Origin of the sequence: Thioclava sp. SK-1 (genome assembly GCF_001705665.1) — a bacterium.
Classification (GTDB): domain Bacteria; phylum Pseudomonadota; class Alphaproteobacteria; order Rhodobacterales; family Rhodobacteraceae; genus Thioclava.
In genome coordinates this window covers 235,930-252,517 of the sequence record NZ_MDHA01000021.1, presented here as the reverse complement: position 1 = coordinate 252,517, position 16,588 = coordinate 235,930, and the positions used below count along the sequence as shown (strand labels likewise).

The window sequence follows — 16,588 nt, the reverse complement described above, 5'->3', positions numbered from 1 at the left end:
TACACAATTCCTGCCCACAAGCCGCGCAAGGCGCAAGGGTAAGAGCGGTTATTTCACGTTCTATCACATCTGTTTTGTTGAAAAAAATGCCCTCACAACGCGGTCGGCTGCGTTATGAGGGCATGATGCTAGGTAGTTGCACGGCGCAAGCGCAACGCATTTGTCACGACGAAAGTCGAGGAAAACGCCATCGCCGCTGCGGCCAGCATGGGCGATAATCCCGGCCCACCGAAGGGGCGCAGCACACCCATCGCCACCGGGATCAGCGCGATATTATAGGCAAATGCCCAAAACAGGTTTTGGCGTATATTGCGCATCACTTTGCGTGACAGGGTCACGGCACGCGACACGCCTTGCGGATCGCCCTGCATCAATACCAGATCTGCGGATTCGATGGCGACATCCGTACCCGAGCCGATCGCAATCCCCACATCCGCCGCTGCAAGGGCAGGGGCGTCATTGATCCCGTCACCCACGAACGCTGTGGTGGCCCGGACAGAAAGATCGCGCACAGTGTCCACCTTACCCTCTGGCAATACCTCGGCAGTGACGCGCAAAATCCCCAGGCTGTGCGCTACCGCCATCGCCGTCGCCTTTGCATCGCCCGAAATCATTGCAACCTCGATCCCCTCATAGCGCAGGGCATCGACGGCGTCTTGGGCATGGCGGCGCAGCGGATCCTGCACGGCCATCAGCAGCGCGGGCTTACCATCCACTGCTACCCAGATTGGCGTGCGCCCCGTGCTTGCAAACCCATTTGCCGTGGTCTGATGTTCTGAGATGTCGATCCCAGCCTCTGACAACGAGCGCGCATTTCCGATGACGACGTTATGCCCCTCTGCGGTGGCGGTCAGGCCGCGCCCAACCTGTGTGGTGACGCCGCGCGCCTTGGCTGGCGTGATGCCGCGCGTCTGCGCACCCATCAAAACCGCATGGGCCAACGGATGGTCCGAGCGCGCTTCGACACCCGCAGCCAATCGCAGTGCCTCCTCTTCAGGCAGGTCGGGGTTCAGCGACAATAGGTCGGTCAGCACCGGCTTGCCTTCTGTCAATGTGCCGGTCTTGTCAAAGGCGACGATCTGAACTTCAGACAGGCGCTGCAGCGCATCACCGCGCCGGAACAACAGCCCCAGCTGCGCACCGCGACCCGTTCCCACCAGGATAGAGACGGGCGTGGCCAGCCCCATGGCACAGGGGCAGGCGATGATCATGACTGAAATCGCCGCCACCAACGCAGGGGTGAAACCCTGGCCGGCGATGATCCAGATGGCAAATGTCAACACCGACAGCGCGATCACCGCAGGCACAAACACCCGCGTGACCTTATCAACCAGTGCCTGAACAGGCAGTTTCGATCCTTGGGCGTCCTCTACCATTCGGATGATGCGCGATAACACCGTGTCCCCACCGGTGGCCGTCACGCGATAGGATAGGGCGCTGGCACCATTGGTCGTGCCGCCCGTGATTTTTGCGCCTGGAGATTTCTCGACCGGGGCGGGTTCGCCGGTCAGCATGGATTCGTCAATCCATCCGGTGCCATCTGTGACAATCCCGTCGACCGCCACGCGTTCCCCTGCTGCCAATTGAACAATGTCGCCCGGCGCAAGTTCAGACACGGGAACGGTTGCGACACTGTCGCCGCGGTCCACCTGTGCTTTGTCCGGCCGCAGGCCTATCAGCCGTGAAATAGCCTCCCCCGCGCGGCCTTTGGCCCGTGCTTCCAGCCAGCGGCCCAGAAGGATCAATGTCACGATCACAGCGGCGGCTTCAAAATACACCTCGCGTGAGGTTTCTGGCAAAAGCGTTGGCGCAAGCGTCACAACCGAGGAATAGGCAAAGGCGGTCAACGCCCCCAATGCGACCAGTGAATTCATTTCGGGTGCGCCGCGCAACAATGCCGGGATCCCGATGCGGATAAACATGCGGCCAGGGCCAAGCAGCACAAGCGCGGTCAGGACCATCTGGATTACATGATCTGTCTGTGTGCCAATCGTGGACTGGATCAGGTGATGCATGCCGGGGATCGTATGCGCGCCCATCGCCAGCACAAACACCGGCAAGGTCAGCACGGCAGACCACACAAACGCCTGTTTGATCTGCGCGGCCTCATCCGCGTTGCGCTGCGCAACCGGGGCGGTGTCGTCACTGCCCTGGACGACGGTGGCACCATAACCTGAGGCGGTGACCGCCTGCGCCAGCTCGCTGGGCGACGTGCTGCCTTGCGCATAAGATATCTGCGCGGTTTGCGTCGCAAGATTGACTGTAGCAAGGATCACTCCGGGCTGGCGGGCCAAGGCACGTTCTACACGGCCGGTGCAGCTGGCACATGTCATGCCCTCCACCTTCAGGCGCGTCTGTGCTGTGGCGGCGGGATAGCCTGCGTCCTGTAGCGTCTTTATCAATGTTTCGGGCGTGGCAGGCGCGTCAAATTCAACCCGCACGGTTTTGGCCATCAGATTGGCATTGGCTTGGTGCACACCCGGCGTGGCGGTCAAGGCCCGTTCCACGCGTCCGGTGCAGGCGCCGCAATGCATCGCATCAATGATGAATGAGGTAGCTTGATCTGACATCGTCATTCTCCTTGATGTTTTATCTGAGCCGCGATGACGCCCGCGTCAACGCCGATCCGACATCATTGCGTGTGTTCAAATACTTGTGTTCCGACCTGCCCCCTTTTGCTGCGCTGAAAATATGCGTTAATTTGCGGCGGTCGCGGCATATTGAAACCTAATCTTCAGCAATCTGCGCTAGGTTTGGATGTATTGGCCATTGTTCTGGTGCCTATTGGTTGAGGCGGGGCGCTGGTTTTGTTATCGTAGCGTCAAGAAATGCCGGAGATCAGAATGAACCGTCGTCAGCTATTGACCACTTTCGCCGTATTGCCATGTGTCGCCCTGCCGCAGCTTGTTGCTGCACAAGAGGTCGAGGCAGCATCCGAACCGGCCCAGAAAACCTGGCCCATCGCACAGCAATATTACCCGCGGAAGGTTCGCGTGAAGCCAGAGCTTCCTGTCGGCTCGATCATTGTCGTGTCAGAGAAGTTTTATCTGTATCATATCATCGCCCCAGGGGAGGCAATGCGCTATGGCGTTGCCGTGGGCAAGAATGAGCTGAAATTTCGCGGCAAAGCGACGATCCAGCGCAAGGTCGAATGGCCCAGCTGGCGTCCAACGCAGGATATGATCGAACGCAACCCGTCCTATGCGCAATATGCGGATGGGATGAAGGGCGGCCCAAACAACCCGTTGGGGGCGCGTGCGCTGTATCTGTATCAAAATGGGCGTGATACCGCGATCCGCATTCATGGGACCACCGCGCCCAGCTCCATCGGCAGCGCGGTGTCCAATGGCTGCCTGCGTATGGTCAATGATCATGTGATCGCATTGTTTGACGTGGTTCCTATCGGGACTGAGGTTACCGTGTATTAACCGATCAAAATGACGGGCAGCTATTTTGCCCGTCTTATACATCTGGCAACACGCGCCTTGGCGGGCTTTGCAGCGGATCATTTGCAACTGATACTGCCTATCGATGGGCCATTTGCGGGCGATGTTGTATGCGCGTCAAATCAAACCAGGCTGTGGTGACCTCTTTCGCGTCCGTAGCCGTGATTACCAATCGTGTGGTTCGATATATCGGTGCTGACGCCCATGCAGGTGGCTGTGGGGGGCGTGTGCGGCCCTATGGGCGTATAATGTGGGGCGGGTCCGAACGGGCGTTGGAAATGACCTGCGACTCACCACATGAATGGCATGGTGTTCTGCGGTTTGGATCAAAATTCATGCCTTCGGAGCCCATTTGCGTGGTGCAACCTTTTGAATTTCAGCAAATATGGTAAGGCTCCGTAGGGGAAGGAGGAAAAAAAGTGAATTTTGACGATTCACGGCTTGACGCTCCGGGCCTGTGTTCGTAAATACGCCCGGCAAGTGGCTAGGTAGCTCAGTTGGTTAGAGCACACGACTCATAATCGTGGGGTCGGGGGTTCAAATCCCCCCCTCGCCACCATGCTTGCCCCCCCATTAAAATGTAGAAACAAGCTTTAGCTATACCTGCGCTGTGATAGCGCGCTTTGCGTAGGGTATGTCGCAGCGCATGCGTCGTAAGGCATGATATGGGCGGCGGCGTGGCCCAGGTTGGACCTTTGGTGGATGCGGGAATTGGGTGGCGGAAACCGCAGCGATCGTGGAGATGGAAATTTCCCGAGGACCTGAAAGTTCAGGTGGGCGCCAGGTAACAAGGCCAGGGCCAAGACAGAGCCAGCTCCCTCGGTATCGGTATAGGCCACTGGAAAAGAGTCTCTCACGCAAAGAGCAGTAACCGCCTCCACCCAGATAGGGCTGCATAGGGTTGCTGACAAGGGGGGTAATGACAGATTGCGTGTCGCCAGATCACCTGGGTATGTGACCTTGGGGGCAGAGAATGTGGCGTGCCGGGCAAATATGCCTGTCGCGCGCCAAAAATACTGCGCTGTTGCCTGCGCGGGGCAAGCAGCCCGGGGGCGGGCAGGCCCATGGTCTGGCGCGCATCCCCGAGGCTATGATAACGATATAATAGGAAAAACTGGCGGCGTTATTTCTTTGATTTACCTTTTCCGCCCATTTGGCGCGCGGCATCGGCGGCGGCCATAAGCTCTTCTGCGATTTCTTCGGCTTCTTCGGGGTCAAAATCGAGCGGCAAATCGACACCGTCGCCTTCGACATAGATTCGCACCATGCCAAGCGTGGTGGGCCCGATCTGCAGGTTCGCGGCGGTTTCGCTTTCGCTATTGATGCTCATCTATCGTCTCCATATCCGTGTTGGCCAAGGTGCCTAGACCCGTTTCTGGGCTCTGGCAAGGAAAATGCCTATTTTGGGCAAAAACCCCTCTTGCAATCTTTGGCGGGGACAGCTAAATCCCCGCTCACGGTGCCGCCTTAGCTCAGTTGGTTAGAGCGCTGGAATGTGGATCCAGAGGTCCCCTGTTCGAGCCAGGGAGGCGGTACCATTTACCATGGAAAAATCAATAAAATTGTGTGATTGCGGGTGTTCAGAATGCCCGAGATATCACGTTCGCCGAATTGGCGGAAGCGCCCCGGGTTTGGGGTGGGATTTTGGATATTTAAAGCAAGATGAAAACCTTGGCCCGCGCGCTATGTCAGCCGGTCAGCGAGTGGGCCGGTGAGGTGGACGGGCGCGCCGTTTGCAAATGTGCCGATGATCCGGCGTGTGCTTGGGTTTATCACGGTGATATCGGCGCGTGCGCCCTGGTCCAATGTCCCGCGGTCTGTCAGACCAATCAGCCGTGCCGGACCCTGTGAGACCAAGCCCCAGGCCTTTGCAAAAGGCATGATGGCGCGATCGCTAAGTGCGAAGGCGGATTGCGCGAGCGCGGGGTAATGGTAATCGGAGGCCAGCGCATCCACTAGCCCGTCGCGGATCAGAGTATCGGCGGCGATGCCACCCCGGTTATGGCTATTGCCGCGCACGACATTTGGCGCGCCCATGATTACGGGGGTGCCGGTGTCTTTGGCAGCCTGTGCGGCGTCAATTGAGGTGGGGAATTCCGAGATAACTACCCCGCGTTGGTGCCAAATTTGGCGCGTGAGCACATCAGGGTCGTCATGGGAACCCGTGCGCAGATTGGGGAAGGCCCGGATCAGGCGGTTTGCGAAGTCGGGAACTTGATCTGACAGGGAGCGCCGATAGTGCATTTCCGCCAGATGGGCAGCGGGTGATCGGGCCGCTTTAAGGGCAGAGCCGTTCAGCCGGGGGGGCTGTTTGCCCTTATCCAGAGCAGCATGAGGCAGATGGTCATTAAACACCAGATATTCAATACCGTATTCGGTGATAAACGCGCTGAGAGGGTCAAAATCTTCGACCATATGGGTTTCCAACCGCAGTTGGATTCGCAGGTCTAAGCGCATTTCCGGAGTGAAGCCACGCAGCCCATCGGCCAGCCGCTGCATGAAGGCGGGGGCGCGCATTCCCCCTTCCCATGACCAGAACTGTGCCAGCCAGGCGGTGGTGATGCCACAGCAGGACAGCTCTTCTTGAACAGCGCCAAGAGCTGTGACCATCGAGGTTACCATGCCGCGTCTGGGTGCGACATGGCGTTCAAACCCATCGCCATGCAGATCGACAAGACCGGGCAAGATCCACAGGCCGCGCGCATCGATCCGGTGATCGGCGGTGGCGGCGTTGTGGCGGATAGTTTCGTCCTCGATTGCGATATCGCCCGGCCGCAGGGTGTCCCCTTCCAAGAAGGTGCCGCCTGTGAACTGCCATTGTGCCATGCGTCGTGCCTGCCTGTGTCATCGAATTTTGGTGAGGGTCTTTGGGAATGCGTGGGTCATGTAGCCCATGCGTGCAGCGCCGCCAAGCCTTATGGCGGTGTCAGCACGCGCCGCGATGCATTGCGCAGGGCCTGAACCAGCGCGGTGAGAGGCACGCGCAAATGGCGCAGGCTTTGCCAATAAAGTGGCGTGTCGAAAGATGTTCGATCCAATGCGGTCAGCCGCCCCTCACGCAGATGTTGGCCCACCATGACTTCTGGGTTCAGGGCCCAGCCCATTCCCAACATGGTGGCATCGATAAACGCGTGGGTCGAGGCGATGCGATGGGTGTTTAGCGCGGTGACGAGCCCATAATTTTGTGCCGCCCATGCGGCCTGTAGCCGGTCGGTGGCGTCAAACATCAGTGATGGTGCCTGGGCCAAGGCTGAGGCGGTGACGCCTTGTGCGAAATGCTGGGCATAAAATTCCGGCGTGCAGCAGGCGATATAACGCAGCGCGCCCAAAGGCATGACATCGCAGCCCGGCACCGGCGTCGGGGTGGAGGTGATCGCGCCCAGCACCGTGCCGCGCCGTAACCATTGGGCCGAAACATCTTGATCCGCGATCACAAGGTCAAAGCGGCGATCCTTGATTTGCGCCAGGGCGGGCATCACCCATGTGGCCAGACTGTCGGCATTGACTGCAATGCGCAGAACCGGCGGGGCGCCCGCGGGCAGTAATTCGGCCTCCATCAATGTGACCTGCGCGGCATGTTGGGCCAAACGCGCGCCCAGTGCGGTGCCGGTGCAGGGCTGGCCCCGGATCACCAGAACTGCGCCCATGCGGTCCTCTAACCCTTTGATCCGCTGAGAAACTGCAGATGGGGTGACGTTCAGGGCGTCGCTCGCGGCTTCAAAGCTGCCAAGGTCCAGCACGGCTTTCAGCGCGCTTAGCGCATTGTAATCCAGCATTAGCAGCCCTTCATCAAAATTAGACATATTAATTATGGCTTTACCTATGGGCGTGGCAAGAGGGGGGCGTAAATAGACCAAAAAACCGAATAGGATGTTTTGATGACTGCGTTTGCTGCAGGGTTTGCCGGATTTCGGCTGGGGCTTGGGCTGATATTGGCGATTGGCGCGCAAAATGCCTTTGTGTTGCGCCAAGGGCTGCGGCGCGAGCATGTCTTTGCCGTGGCATTGTTTTGCGCATTGTCGGATGCGATTTTGATCTGCCTGGGGATTGGCGGTTTTGCCATTGCGCGCGAAGCGCTGCCGCTGATCGTGCCTATCTTGCGTTGGGGCGGGGTGGCGTTTTTGCTGGTCTATGCCATGCGCGCGGCCTGGTCTGCATGGCGTGGGGGGGCTGGGCTGATTGCGGGGGAAGGCGCGTCCCCCAGCCTGCGCTCTGTTTTGACCACGGTGGCGCTGTTCACATGGGCCAATCCGCATGTCTATCTGGATACGGTGGTGTTCATGGGCATGGTGTCATCACAGTTTCACGGCGTCGTCTGGGCCTTTGGCATGGGCGCGGTCACCGCCAGTTTTGTGTTCTTTTTCGCGCTGGCCTATGGGGCGCGGCTGTTGGCACCGCTGTTTGCCAAGCCCTTCGCGTGGCGCGTCCTTGATGGATTTGTTGCGCTGGTCTTGCTTTCGGTGGCAGTGAAATTGGCGCTGGGGCCCATTTGATTTGCAACGGTTACAATTGCATGCTTGCTCTGGCAGGCGCGATGCCGAACTGTCGACAATATGAACGGTATAGAACAGAATCGCCCGATGGTGGCGCTTGCGTGGATGTTTGGCACGACGCTGTGTTTTACATTGGTCAATGTGATCGTCCACCATGTCGGCAATACGATGCCCCCGGCACAATCTGCTTTTATCCGCTTTTTGTGGGGGGTGGTGTTTTTTGCGCCTGCGCTGTGGCGGTTGTTGCGCCTGGGGTTCACGCCGCAGGTCTGGGCCTTGTTCGGGCTGCGCGGGGTGTTTCACAGCTGTGCGGTGATCTTATGGTTTTACGCCATGACGCGGATCCCGATCGCAGATGTCACGGCGATTGGCTATCTGAACCCAATTGTGGTGACAGTCGGCGGCGCCCTGTTATTTGGCGAGGGGCTGGCCTGGCGCCGTATTGTGGCAGTGGGTCTGGCCTTGGTAGGGGCGTTGATCATCTTGCGCCCGGGCCTGCGCGAGATTGACCCAGGCCATCTGGCGCAGCTGGGCGCGGCGATTTTCTTTGGCGCGGCCTATTTGGCTGCGAAGCGGCTGACCTCTTTTGTGACGGCGACGACGGTGGTCGCGATGATGACATTGGTGGTGACGATTGTTCTGGCACCGGTTGCGCTGTGGGTCTGGGTGCCTGTGGGCGTGGTGGATGTGGCATGGATGGGGGCGGTAGCTGTCGTGGCCACCACAGGCCATTATGCGATGACCCGCGCGTTTGAAGCGGCCCCGGTCACCGTCAGCCAACCGGCAGTATTCTTGCAACTGATCTGGGCGTCATTGGCAGGGTGGTTGCTGTTTGCCGAGCCGGTAGACCCCTATGTTATTGTAGGCGGTGCGGTGATTATTGGCGCGATCAGCTATATGACATGGCGTGAAGCGCAGCTGAAGCGGCGCGTCACCCCGGTTGCCAATCAAACCAAGCTGTGAGTCGGACCTAGTTCGGGACCAGCTTATACAGCCCGCCATCTTCGGCATCTTCAATGATCCACAGCGCGCCATTGCTATCTTGGGCGACGTCACGCACCCGCATATCCAGATCCCAGCGCGCGATTTGGCGGCTACCATCACCTGCAACCTGCACCAAACCTTCGCCGGCCAGGGCGCCGATAACCATCGTGCCGTCCAGACCGGCAATGTCAGAGCCTTCGACCCATACCATCCCCGACGGCGCAATCACGGGCGACCAATACAGGCTGGGGGCGGTGAATTCGGGGCGGGTGGCGTGATCGGGAATACCAATGCCGGAATATTGCCGCCCATTAGACACCTCTGGCCAGCCATAGTTCTGGCCTTTCTCGATCCGGTTTAGCTCATCACCGCCGCGCGGCCCCATTTCATGCGACCATAGTGTGCCATCGGGGGCGAATGTCAGCCCATAGGCATTGCGGTGGCCCAGTGTCCACACGAAAGGGGCAGCGTCGGCCTGCACGGTGAATGGGTTGCCCAAAGCCGGGCCGCCGCTTGGCTGCAGCCGCAAGATCTTGCCGCGCAGGTTTTGAATATCTTGTGCCGTGTCGGGCTGCATACGGTCGCCGACGGTCAGATAAATATTGCCATCGGGGCCGAAAGCGATGATCCCGCCCGGCTGTCCCCGTCCGCCCGGTGTCTGTGTCCAGATCTGCTTGCGCTGGGTCAGGGCGGTGCCTTCCAAGGTGGCGCGCTCCAACACCAGCGCATTCTCGGGTGAGATATAGGTGAAGTAGATATGGCCGCTTTGGGCGAAATCGGGCGCGGCGTTGATATCCAGCAAGCCGTTTTGTCCGCTATAGCCCACCGCAGGAACGCCCGAAATTTGCTGCGCCACACCATCATGGATCAGATACATCAGGCCAGGTTTGGTGGTGATCACCAGATCCCCATCGGGCAGGGGCGCGATGGCCCACGGCGTGTCAAACTGTGCCACACGGTCCAAGGTGAAGGGCAGCGTGGCGGAGGCGGGCAGGGCCCCCATATTGGTGTCATCTTGCGCCTGGGCCAGGCAGCCGGGCAAAACGGTCAGCAGGGCAATTGGCAGCGCGCGTGTAAACACATGTTTGAAACGGTGGGTGGTCATAGCATCCTCCTAGGCTGGTCAGGATGCTACCCGATCACAGGCTGGGGCCAATCCCCGTGCTGGTCACGTCTTTGACAGATCCAGCCCCAACAAGCACCCTTGGAGGAGGTGCGCAGGTTGGGGGATCCGTATTTATGGGCAGGACGCGCGCAGTTAGGTAGGCGCCGTGGCCTTAGGCCGCCGCAGCCTCATTTGCCAAAATGTTGATCCGCTCTACCATCGCGCGAAGCCCGTTGGAGCGTTGTGCCGAAAGATGATCATTCAGCCCCAGCCGCGCCAATTCCGCCGGAGCATCGGTTTGCAACACAGCCGACACCGATTGGCCCGAATACAGCGCATGTAAAATTGCGATCAGACCCTGTACGATCATCGCATCGGATTCACCGTCGAAATCGAATATCGCCTTTGGCCCGGTGCCACTGATGCGCGGCAGCAGCCAAACTTGGGACGCGCAGCCTTCAACTTTGGTGGCGGGAACCTTTACCGCATCATCAAGCCCAGGCAATTCTTTGCCCAGCTCGATCACATGGCGATAGCGATCTTCCCAGTCATCAAGAAATTCAAACGTCTCAGCGATTTCATCGAAAGCAGCGGTGGCCATCTGGTTTGCTCCTGTTCTTTGGTCATCAAGTAGCGTTGCAGGGCGCTCAGGTCCAGAGGCGGCTTTTCAAAAGCTTGGCGATAGGCTAGGCAATCTATAGACGCAAGTGCCGGAGCTGCCGATGAAAACCCCGATCCTTTTTGCCGCGATCAGCGCCATTACTGTGACCAGCCTGTCTGGCTGTGGCTTTCGTGATAGCCGGGTGAACCCGATGAACTGGTTCGACCGGGCGCAGGCCGCGCCGGCCACATTGGATCCCGAAGGTGGCTATGTGGCTGCCACAGCGGATTACCGTGTGCCGATTGAACGTATCACCGCGCTGAATATCCGCCGCACACAAGGGGGCGCGATCATTGAGGCAACCGGCGTCGCGCCAACCCAGGGCTACTGGGATGCGGAACTGGTGGCTGAAAATGGCGGCGATCCAGTGGATGGCGAAATTCGATATGTCTTCAAGGTCGCCGAGCCTGATCTTGGATCGCCTGATGCTAGCCGTGTGGGCGCGCAGCCACTGCGCGAAATCACCGCTGCCGCCTATATCAACTCTGTTGCCTTGGGCCATGTAAGCCGGGTCAGCGTGACGGGGGCTGAAAACTCTATGACCGCGGGGCGCTAAGCCCGCGGTTGCGGCAATGGCCGCGCCACATCCGCAAGCTTTACGCGGACCGGATCGGCGTAGATAAAGATAGAAAACGCCGCCGAGGGAGGGGCCTTTCGGCGGCGTTTTAATGATGGTGGGTCGGGCTGTGTCTTAGACCTCCACGACGCGGACCTGGCCATTGGTGGCGGCCAGCGCGATCTCTCCGGTGCACAGGCGCAGCGCGTCTTTTCCAAACACCTCATGGCGCCAACCCTTCAAGGCGGCAACGTCTTGTTTTCCAGCCGCAATCCTGTCCAGATCAGAGCTGTTGGCGATCAGCTTGGGCGCGACGCCGGCACTGGTGGATTTTGCCTTCAGCAAGACGCGCAGTAGATCTGCCAAGGCGCTGTCGACCTGTAATTGCGTCTTTTCGACATCGGGCTTGGGCATTTTATCGGCAGGCGTGGCCAGACCTTCTTTGACCGCTTGTAAGATACCTTCTGCGATATCGCCCTTGCGGGCCTCACGCAGCAACAGGCGGGAACGGTTCAGCTCTTCAAGGCTTTGCGGTTTGGTCGAGGCCAGCTCCAGCATCGCATCGTCTTTGAAAATCCGTGACCGCGGAATGTTCTTATTTTGCGCATAGCCTTCGCGGAACCGGGCCAATTCACGCACCACTGCCAGAAACTTACCCGAATGGGTGCGGGTTTTGACCCGTTTCCACGCGTCCTCTGGGCGGTTGATATAGGTTTCAGGGTCCAGCATGATCCGCTCTTCTTCGCGCACCCATGCTTCGCGGCCCGACTTTGCCAGTTGCTTGGCAAGATATTCATAGATGACACGCAAATGGGTTACATCCGCCACGGCATATTTCGCCTGTGCAGGCGTCAGTGGGCGGCGCGACCAATCCGTGAACCGCGATGATTTATCCAGCGATTCTTTCGCGATTTTGCGCACCAGCGTTTCATAGCCCACCTGTTCGCCAAAGCCACAGACCATCGCCGCGATCTGCGTATCAAACAGCGGATCGGGAAAGACATTTGCATCGGTGAAAAAGATCTCAAGATCCTGGCGGGCAGCGTGGAAAACCTTGACTGTGCCGGTGTGGCGGAACAGATCATACAGCGGCTCTAACGACAGGCCTTTGACCAGCGGATCGACCAGAACGGCATCGCCTTCAACCGCGCCATGCGAGGGTAGCGCCAGTTGCACAAGGCAGAGTTTCGACCAATAGGTCCGTTCGCGCAGAAATTCCGTATCCACCGTCACATAGGCTTCGGATTTTGCCTTTTCGCAAAAGGCAGCCAAAGCCTCGGTCGTGGTGATGGTGGTGATGTCGTTCATAATGCATGCCTTGCTGCTGCTGTGCGGGGTCATCCCGCCGTCACGTTCTGCTTTATCGCCTGCATTGCGGAAAGAAAAGCCTAAGCCATCTGTGGGGGCGTCAATTTGGCCGTAAACGGTGAAGGGATTTGGGCCGCATAGGGTAACGGGCGGCAAGGGTATTCGCCCTGCCGCCCGGCTGTGGTGTCATGATGTGTCGCGTCAATCAGCCGAAGACTGCGCCGTCGTCACGCCACACGGCGACAACAGAAGAGCGTGGCTTGCCATTGCCGTCCGGCCAGCTGCCACCGGGGTGCTGGATGCCGACAAATGCAGTTTTGCGGTCTGGCGACCACGTCAGCCCGGTGACTTCGGCGCCGTTGGGGGCCGTCAAGAAACGCGCGATTTCGCCGGTTTCGGGATTGCCCACCAACATCTGGTTGTTGCCCTGACCTGCAAACTCGCCTTCGTTGCTGTCGTCACCATCGGTCTGGATCCACAACATTCCATCTGATGAGAACGCCATCCCGTCGGGGGAGTTGAACATATTCCCGGCGGTGATGTTGTCCGACCCAGCATAAGCATTGTCATAGACATCGGGGTTGCCCGCCATGACATAAAGATCCCATGTGAACGTATCTGCGCCGTGGTCTTCGCCGGTGGGACGCCAGCGCACGATCTGGCCGAAATTGTTGGTTTCACGGGGGTTAGGGCCGGTCGCGGGGGTTTCATCACCACCTGCATTGGGTTTCACACCGCGGTTTTTATTGTTGGTCAGGGCGCAATATGCCTCGACGCGCAGCGGGTTTGCGGCGATCCATTCGGGGCGGTCCATTGTGGTCGCGCCGACTTTGGATCCGGCCATACGGGCGAATACCAAGATATCTTCGATCGGCATGCCCGTCGTTTCCGGTGTCAGCGGCAACCATTCACCCGACATATCATCATTGAATTTCGCAACATATAGGGTGCCATCTGACAACAGCCCATCGGTTGGCTGCCCTTCAGACCAGGTCGCATTGGAGACATAGCGATACATGAATTCACCGCGTTCATCATCGCCCATATAGACCACGATCCGACCGTCTTTGCCCTGCACCATTTCGGCATTTTCATGTTTAAAACGGCCAAGTGCTGTGTGTTTGATCGGGGTAGAGCTGGGGTCGGCAGGGTTGATCTCGGTCACCCAGCCGTGGCGGTTTGGCTCATTGGGTTCTTGTGTCAGATCATAGCGCGGATCAAATTTTTCATAGGCGTAGCGGCCTTCACCGCCGATGCCATAGCGGATCAGCGCCTCGGTTTCAGCATAGTCGCCGGTGGCCCCGAAGTAGCCGTTGAAATTCTCTTCGCAGGTCAGATAGGTGCCCCACAAGGTCTTACCCGAGCCGCAATTGTTCATCGTCCCTTTAGGGGACATGCCGTCTGGGTCTGCATTTGTCTTGACGTGGTCAGAGCCGGCCGCAGGACCATCCATCGTCATTTGGGTTTCATGCGTGATGCGGCGGTTATAGGGGCTGTCAAGCGTGACCGCCCAGCCTTCATTACCCTGTGCAATTTCCAAAACCGTCACACCTTGCATATTTTTAAGCAAGGTCACTTCGTCTGCGGTTTGCGGCACACCCTGAGAGGCTTCGGGCAGGTTGATCTTGGGGTTCACATATTCAGAGTTGATCGCCAGAAGTACGTGACCGTCATGGGTGAAGGTCTCCATGCCATCGGTATTTTCGCCAAAGACCTTGTCGGACATGGCGACTGGAACGCCGTTGTCTGCCGAATAGGCATCTTGGGCGTCGCTGACCAGCGCATCGCCCCAGCGGACGAGCGGTTTCCATTGAAACCCGGTCGGGACATGCAGATTGAAATCGGTTGAGATCGCGATCGGATCGAAGGCGAAACCTGCAGTTTGTGCACGCGCCGAGGTCGAGGAGTGCAAAATGCCAGAGCCGAATACAGCCGCACCCGAGCCAAAGGCCACTGCACGGCCAAGGAAGCCGCGGCGTGATATCGCTCGGTCCACAACTTTGTCGAAATCATTTTCGGCAGCACGGGGCTGGCGCAGCTCGTCAAAATCATCCCACGAGAGGTCAACTGTGTCTTTGATATCCATGTCGGTATCCTTTTGGCTTTTGGCTCTTATGCGCGGCCCGCAATGCGTTGTGCATGCGGGCGGTCGAGCGCTGTCTTGTCGCCGGGATGTTGCAACTGGATGTGATTGGGATGAAGGTTTTGTGACGCAGAGGGCGGTCGGTGGCGGGTGCGAGAGGAAAGGTGCCCACGCTGTGCATGATTTCAATATGTTCGTGCAGGGTGTTTGGGGCCGGAGGGGCGCTGCCCCGACCGCATATTCAGGGGCTCGACGCCCCTGGATATGCGATCCCCCGGGATATTTATGGCAAGCTGAAAGGCATTATTCAGCCGCTGGGGGTTGAGAGTCCGTGGCGGTGGCCGTTTCGGGGACTGTGGATGTGTCTTCGGTCAGCGTGTTTTCGGACCATGTGCCGCTTGCGACCTTGCCTGAGGTGTAGCGCATTGTTCCGCTGCCTTGGCGTTTGCCCTGTGCGAATGTACCATCATAGACATCCCCATTGGCGTAGGTTGCGATGCCTTTGCCGTCAATCTCACCGTTGCGCCATTGGCCTTCGTAGGTAAAGCCATCGGGCATGGTGATTTTGCCTGTTCCGTTGCGCTGGCCCATTTCGAATTGGCCTTCATAGACGGTGCCATCTGCATAGGTGGCAGTGCCAGTTCCATGGCGCTGGCCGTCAGCCCAATCCCCTTCATAGGTATAGCCATCGGGATAGGTCATTTTGCCTTTGCCGTGGTTGCGTGCTGCAAGGAATTCGCCCTCATAGACGAGGCCATTGGCGTATTTGGCCAGGCCAGTTCCTTCAATCACACCGCCCGCCCAGCCGCCGACATAGCTGGAGCCATCGGCATAGGTGATTTGCCCCTCCCCATCGGGTTGGTCATCGACGAACTGGCCTTCGTAGACTGAGCCATCCGGATAGGTGACGCGGCCTTCGCCTTCGATGCGTCCTGCGACCCAATTGCCGTCGTAGATATAGCCATCCGTGCCTTTGAAAATGCCTTGGCCTTCGCGTTTGTCGGCTTTGAAGTTGCCGTCATAAATATCGCCGTTGGCATAGGTGACATAGCCTTTGCCATCGCGTTTTCCATCGGCCATGCCGCCTTCGTAAACATCCCCATTGGGTTGGGCCAGCGTGCCAGAGCCTGACATTTGCCCCTCGCGCCAGCCGCCCTGATAGGTCAGGCCATCGGCCATCGTCAGCGTGCCTTCGCCCGCGCGCAGCCCACCCAGAATATCACCCTGATAGACCGCACCGTCGGGGTAGGTGATCTTGCCCTGTCCTTGTTTGACGCCATCTACCCAATCACCTGCATAGCTGTAGCCATTCGGGCCTGTCAGCGTGCCGGTTCCATCATGCAGCGCATTTTTGAATTGTCCGGTATAGGTTGTGCCATTGGCGTAATGGGCTACCCCGTCGCCGGTAATTTCGCCTGCGACCCAATCGCCCTCATATGTGCCGCCATCTGCAAAGATGATCTTGCCGGTGCCATCGGGCTTGCCGGCGACGAATTGCCCTTCATAAATCGAGCCATTGGGGAATTTTGCCCGACCCTGACCCATGATCTGCCCGTCAATCCATTCGCCCTGATATTCGTAACCGGAGGGAAGCGTATAGGTTCCGGTTCCATGTTGTTTGCCGTTTTTAAACGTGCCTTCATACAGCCCGCCATCATCATATTGTTTTGTGATGACCTCGGCTGTCTGAGCAACAAGAGGGGCGGCGCCCATCATGATGCCTGCCGCCGAAAGCGTGAAAGCAAGACTCAAGCTGTGAAACCGATTGATCGTCATGATCGAAATACCCCTGTCCCCGTGCCGGTGCGCCCCGGCCCATGCATGCATGGCGTGCCGCCCTTTTGGGGCGACTGGCTGGCGCGGCCAAGGTAAACGCGACACGCGTGCGAAACAAGCACTTGCGCGATTTTCAGGCCGATCCCTGCTGCTGTGATTGCGAAAAACCGTTGCGG

General features: G+C 58.6%; 13 protein-coding genes and 2 tRNA genes. 6 read left to right on the top strand and 9 right to left on the bottom strand.

The window, feature by feature from the left end:
* Window positions 1-128 precede the first annotated feature (128 nt).
* Complete coding sequence (locus BFP70_RS01995; RefSeq protein ID WP_255356562.1) at window positions 129-2,570, bottom strand: heavy metal translocating P-type ATPase; 2,442 nt, start codon at window positions 2,568-2,570, stop codon at window positions 129-131.
* A 273-nt stretch (window positions 2,571-2,843) separates the two neighbouring features.
* Here BFP70_RS01995 and BFP70_RS01990 point away from each other — a divergent pair, with 273 nt between their 5' ends.
* Entirely contained in the window at window positions 2,844-3,428 is a 585-nt protein-coding gene (locus BFP70_RS01990) for a L,D-transpeptidase (protein ID WP_066009616.1), read from the top strand.
* A 500-nt stretch (window positions 3,429-3,928) separates the two neighbouring features.
* Window positions 3,929-4,005 (top strand) — tRNA-Met (locus tag BFP70_RS01985).
* 564 nt (window positions 4,006-4,569) lie between these two features.
* Here the strand turns inward: BFP70_RS01985 and BFP70_RS01980 are convergent.
* Complete coding sequence (locus BFP70_RS01980) at window positions 4,570-4,776, bottom strand: DUF6324 family protein (RefSeq protein WP_066009613.1); 207 nt, start codon at window positions 4,774-4,776, stop codon at window positions 4,570-4,572.
* 131 nt (window positions 4,777-4,907) lie between these two features.
* Between BFP70_RS01980 and BFP70_RS01975 the strand changes: the two genes are divergently transcribed.
* Window positions 4,908-4,984 (top strand) — tRNA-His (locus BFP70_RS01975).
* Between the two features lie 145 nt (window positions 4,985-5,129).
* Here the strand turns inward: BFP70_RS01975 and BFP70_RS01970 are convergent.
* Together BFP70_RS01970 and BFP70_RS01965 are read right to left on the bottom strand one after the other, a co-directional pair.
* The gene (locus BFP70_RS01970; RefSeq protein WP_066009611.1) at window positions 5,130-6,272 is read right to left on the bottom strand and encodes an alpha-D-ribose 1-methylphosphonate 5-triphosphate diphosphatase; all 1,143 of its coding nucleotides are present in this window, start codon (window positions 6,270-6,272) and stop codon (window positions 5,130-5,132) included.
* 89 nt (window positions 6,273-6,361) lie between these two features.
* Entirely contained in the window at window positions 6,362-7,249 is an 888-nt protein-coding gene (locus tag BFP70_RS01965; protein ID WP_218059643.1) for a LysR family transcriptional regulator ArgP, read from the bottom strand.
* Window positions 7,250-7,324: 75 nt separating this feature from the next.
* Between BFP70_RS01965 and BFP70_RS01960 the strand changes: the two genes are divergently transcribed.
* Window positions 7,325-7,939, top strand: a complete 615-nt coding sequence (locus BFP70_RS01960) for a LysE/ArgO family amino acid transporter (RefSeq protein ID WP_066009609.1) — start codon at window positions 7,325-7,327, stop codon at window positions 7,937-7,939.
* Window positions 7,940-8,026: 87 nt separating this feature from the next.
* Entirely contained in the window at window positions 8,027-8,902 is an 876-nt protein-coding gene (locus BFP70_RS01955) for a DMT family transporter (RefSeq protein ID WP_255356561.1), read from the top strand.
* A 7-nt stretch (window positions 8,903-8,909) separates the two neighbouring features.
* Here the strand turns inward: BFP70_RS01955 and BFP70_RS01950 are convergent, their stop codons facing one another.
* A complete protein-coding gene (locus BFP70_RS01950; protein WP_083217293.1) occupies window positions 8,910-10,028 on the bottom strand; it encodes a PQQ-dependent sugar dehydrogenase in 1,119 nt (372 codons plus the stop codon).
* A gap of 172 nt (window positions 10,029-10,200) precedes the next feature.
* Window positions 10,201-10,629, bottom strand: coding sequence for a SufE family protein (locus BFP70_RS01945; protein WP_066009605.1), 429 nt, complete (start codon window positions 10,627-10,629; stop codon window positions 10,201-10,203).
* 121 nt (window positions 10,630-10,750) lie between these two features.
* On the opposite strand from BFP70_RS01945, the gene BFP70_RS01940 reads away from it, so the two are divergent.
* Window positions 10,751-11,245, top strand: a complete 495-nt coding sequence (locus tag BFP70_RS01940; protein ID WP_066009603.1) for a hypothetical protein — start codon at window positions 10,751-10,753, stop codon at window positions 11,243-11,245.
* Window positions 11,246-11,380: 135 nt separating this feature from the next.
* Here BFP70_RS01940 and rnd read toward each other — a convergent pair whose 3' ends face one another.
* The 3 genes from rnd to BFP70_RS01925 all read right to left on the bottom strand — a co-directional run bounded on the left by rnd (window position 11,381) and on the right by BFP70_RS01925 (window position 16,352).
* Entirely contained in the window at window positions 11,381-12,544 is a 1,164-nt protein-coding gene (rnd, locus tag BFP70_RS01935) for a ribonuclease D (RefSeq protein WP_066009700.1), read from the bottom strand.
* Between the two features lie 214 nt (window positions 12,545-12,758).
* A complete protein-coding gene (locus BFP70_RS01930; protein ID WP_066009601.1) occupies window positions 12,759-14,639 on the bottom strand; it encodes a PhoX family phosphatase in 1,881 nt (626 codons plus the stop codon).
* A gap of 300 nt (window positions 14,640-14,939) precedes the next feature.
* Window positions 14,940-16,352, bottom strand: coding sequence for an MORN repeat-containing protein (locus BFP70_RS01925; protein WP_255356565.1), 1,413 nt, complete (start codon window positions 16,350-16,352; stop codon window positions 14,940-14,942).
* Between the last annotated feature and the right edge of the window lie 236 nt (window positions 16,353-16,588).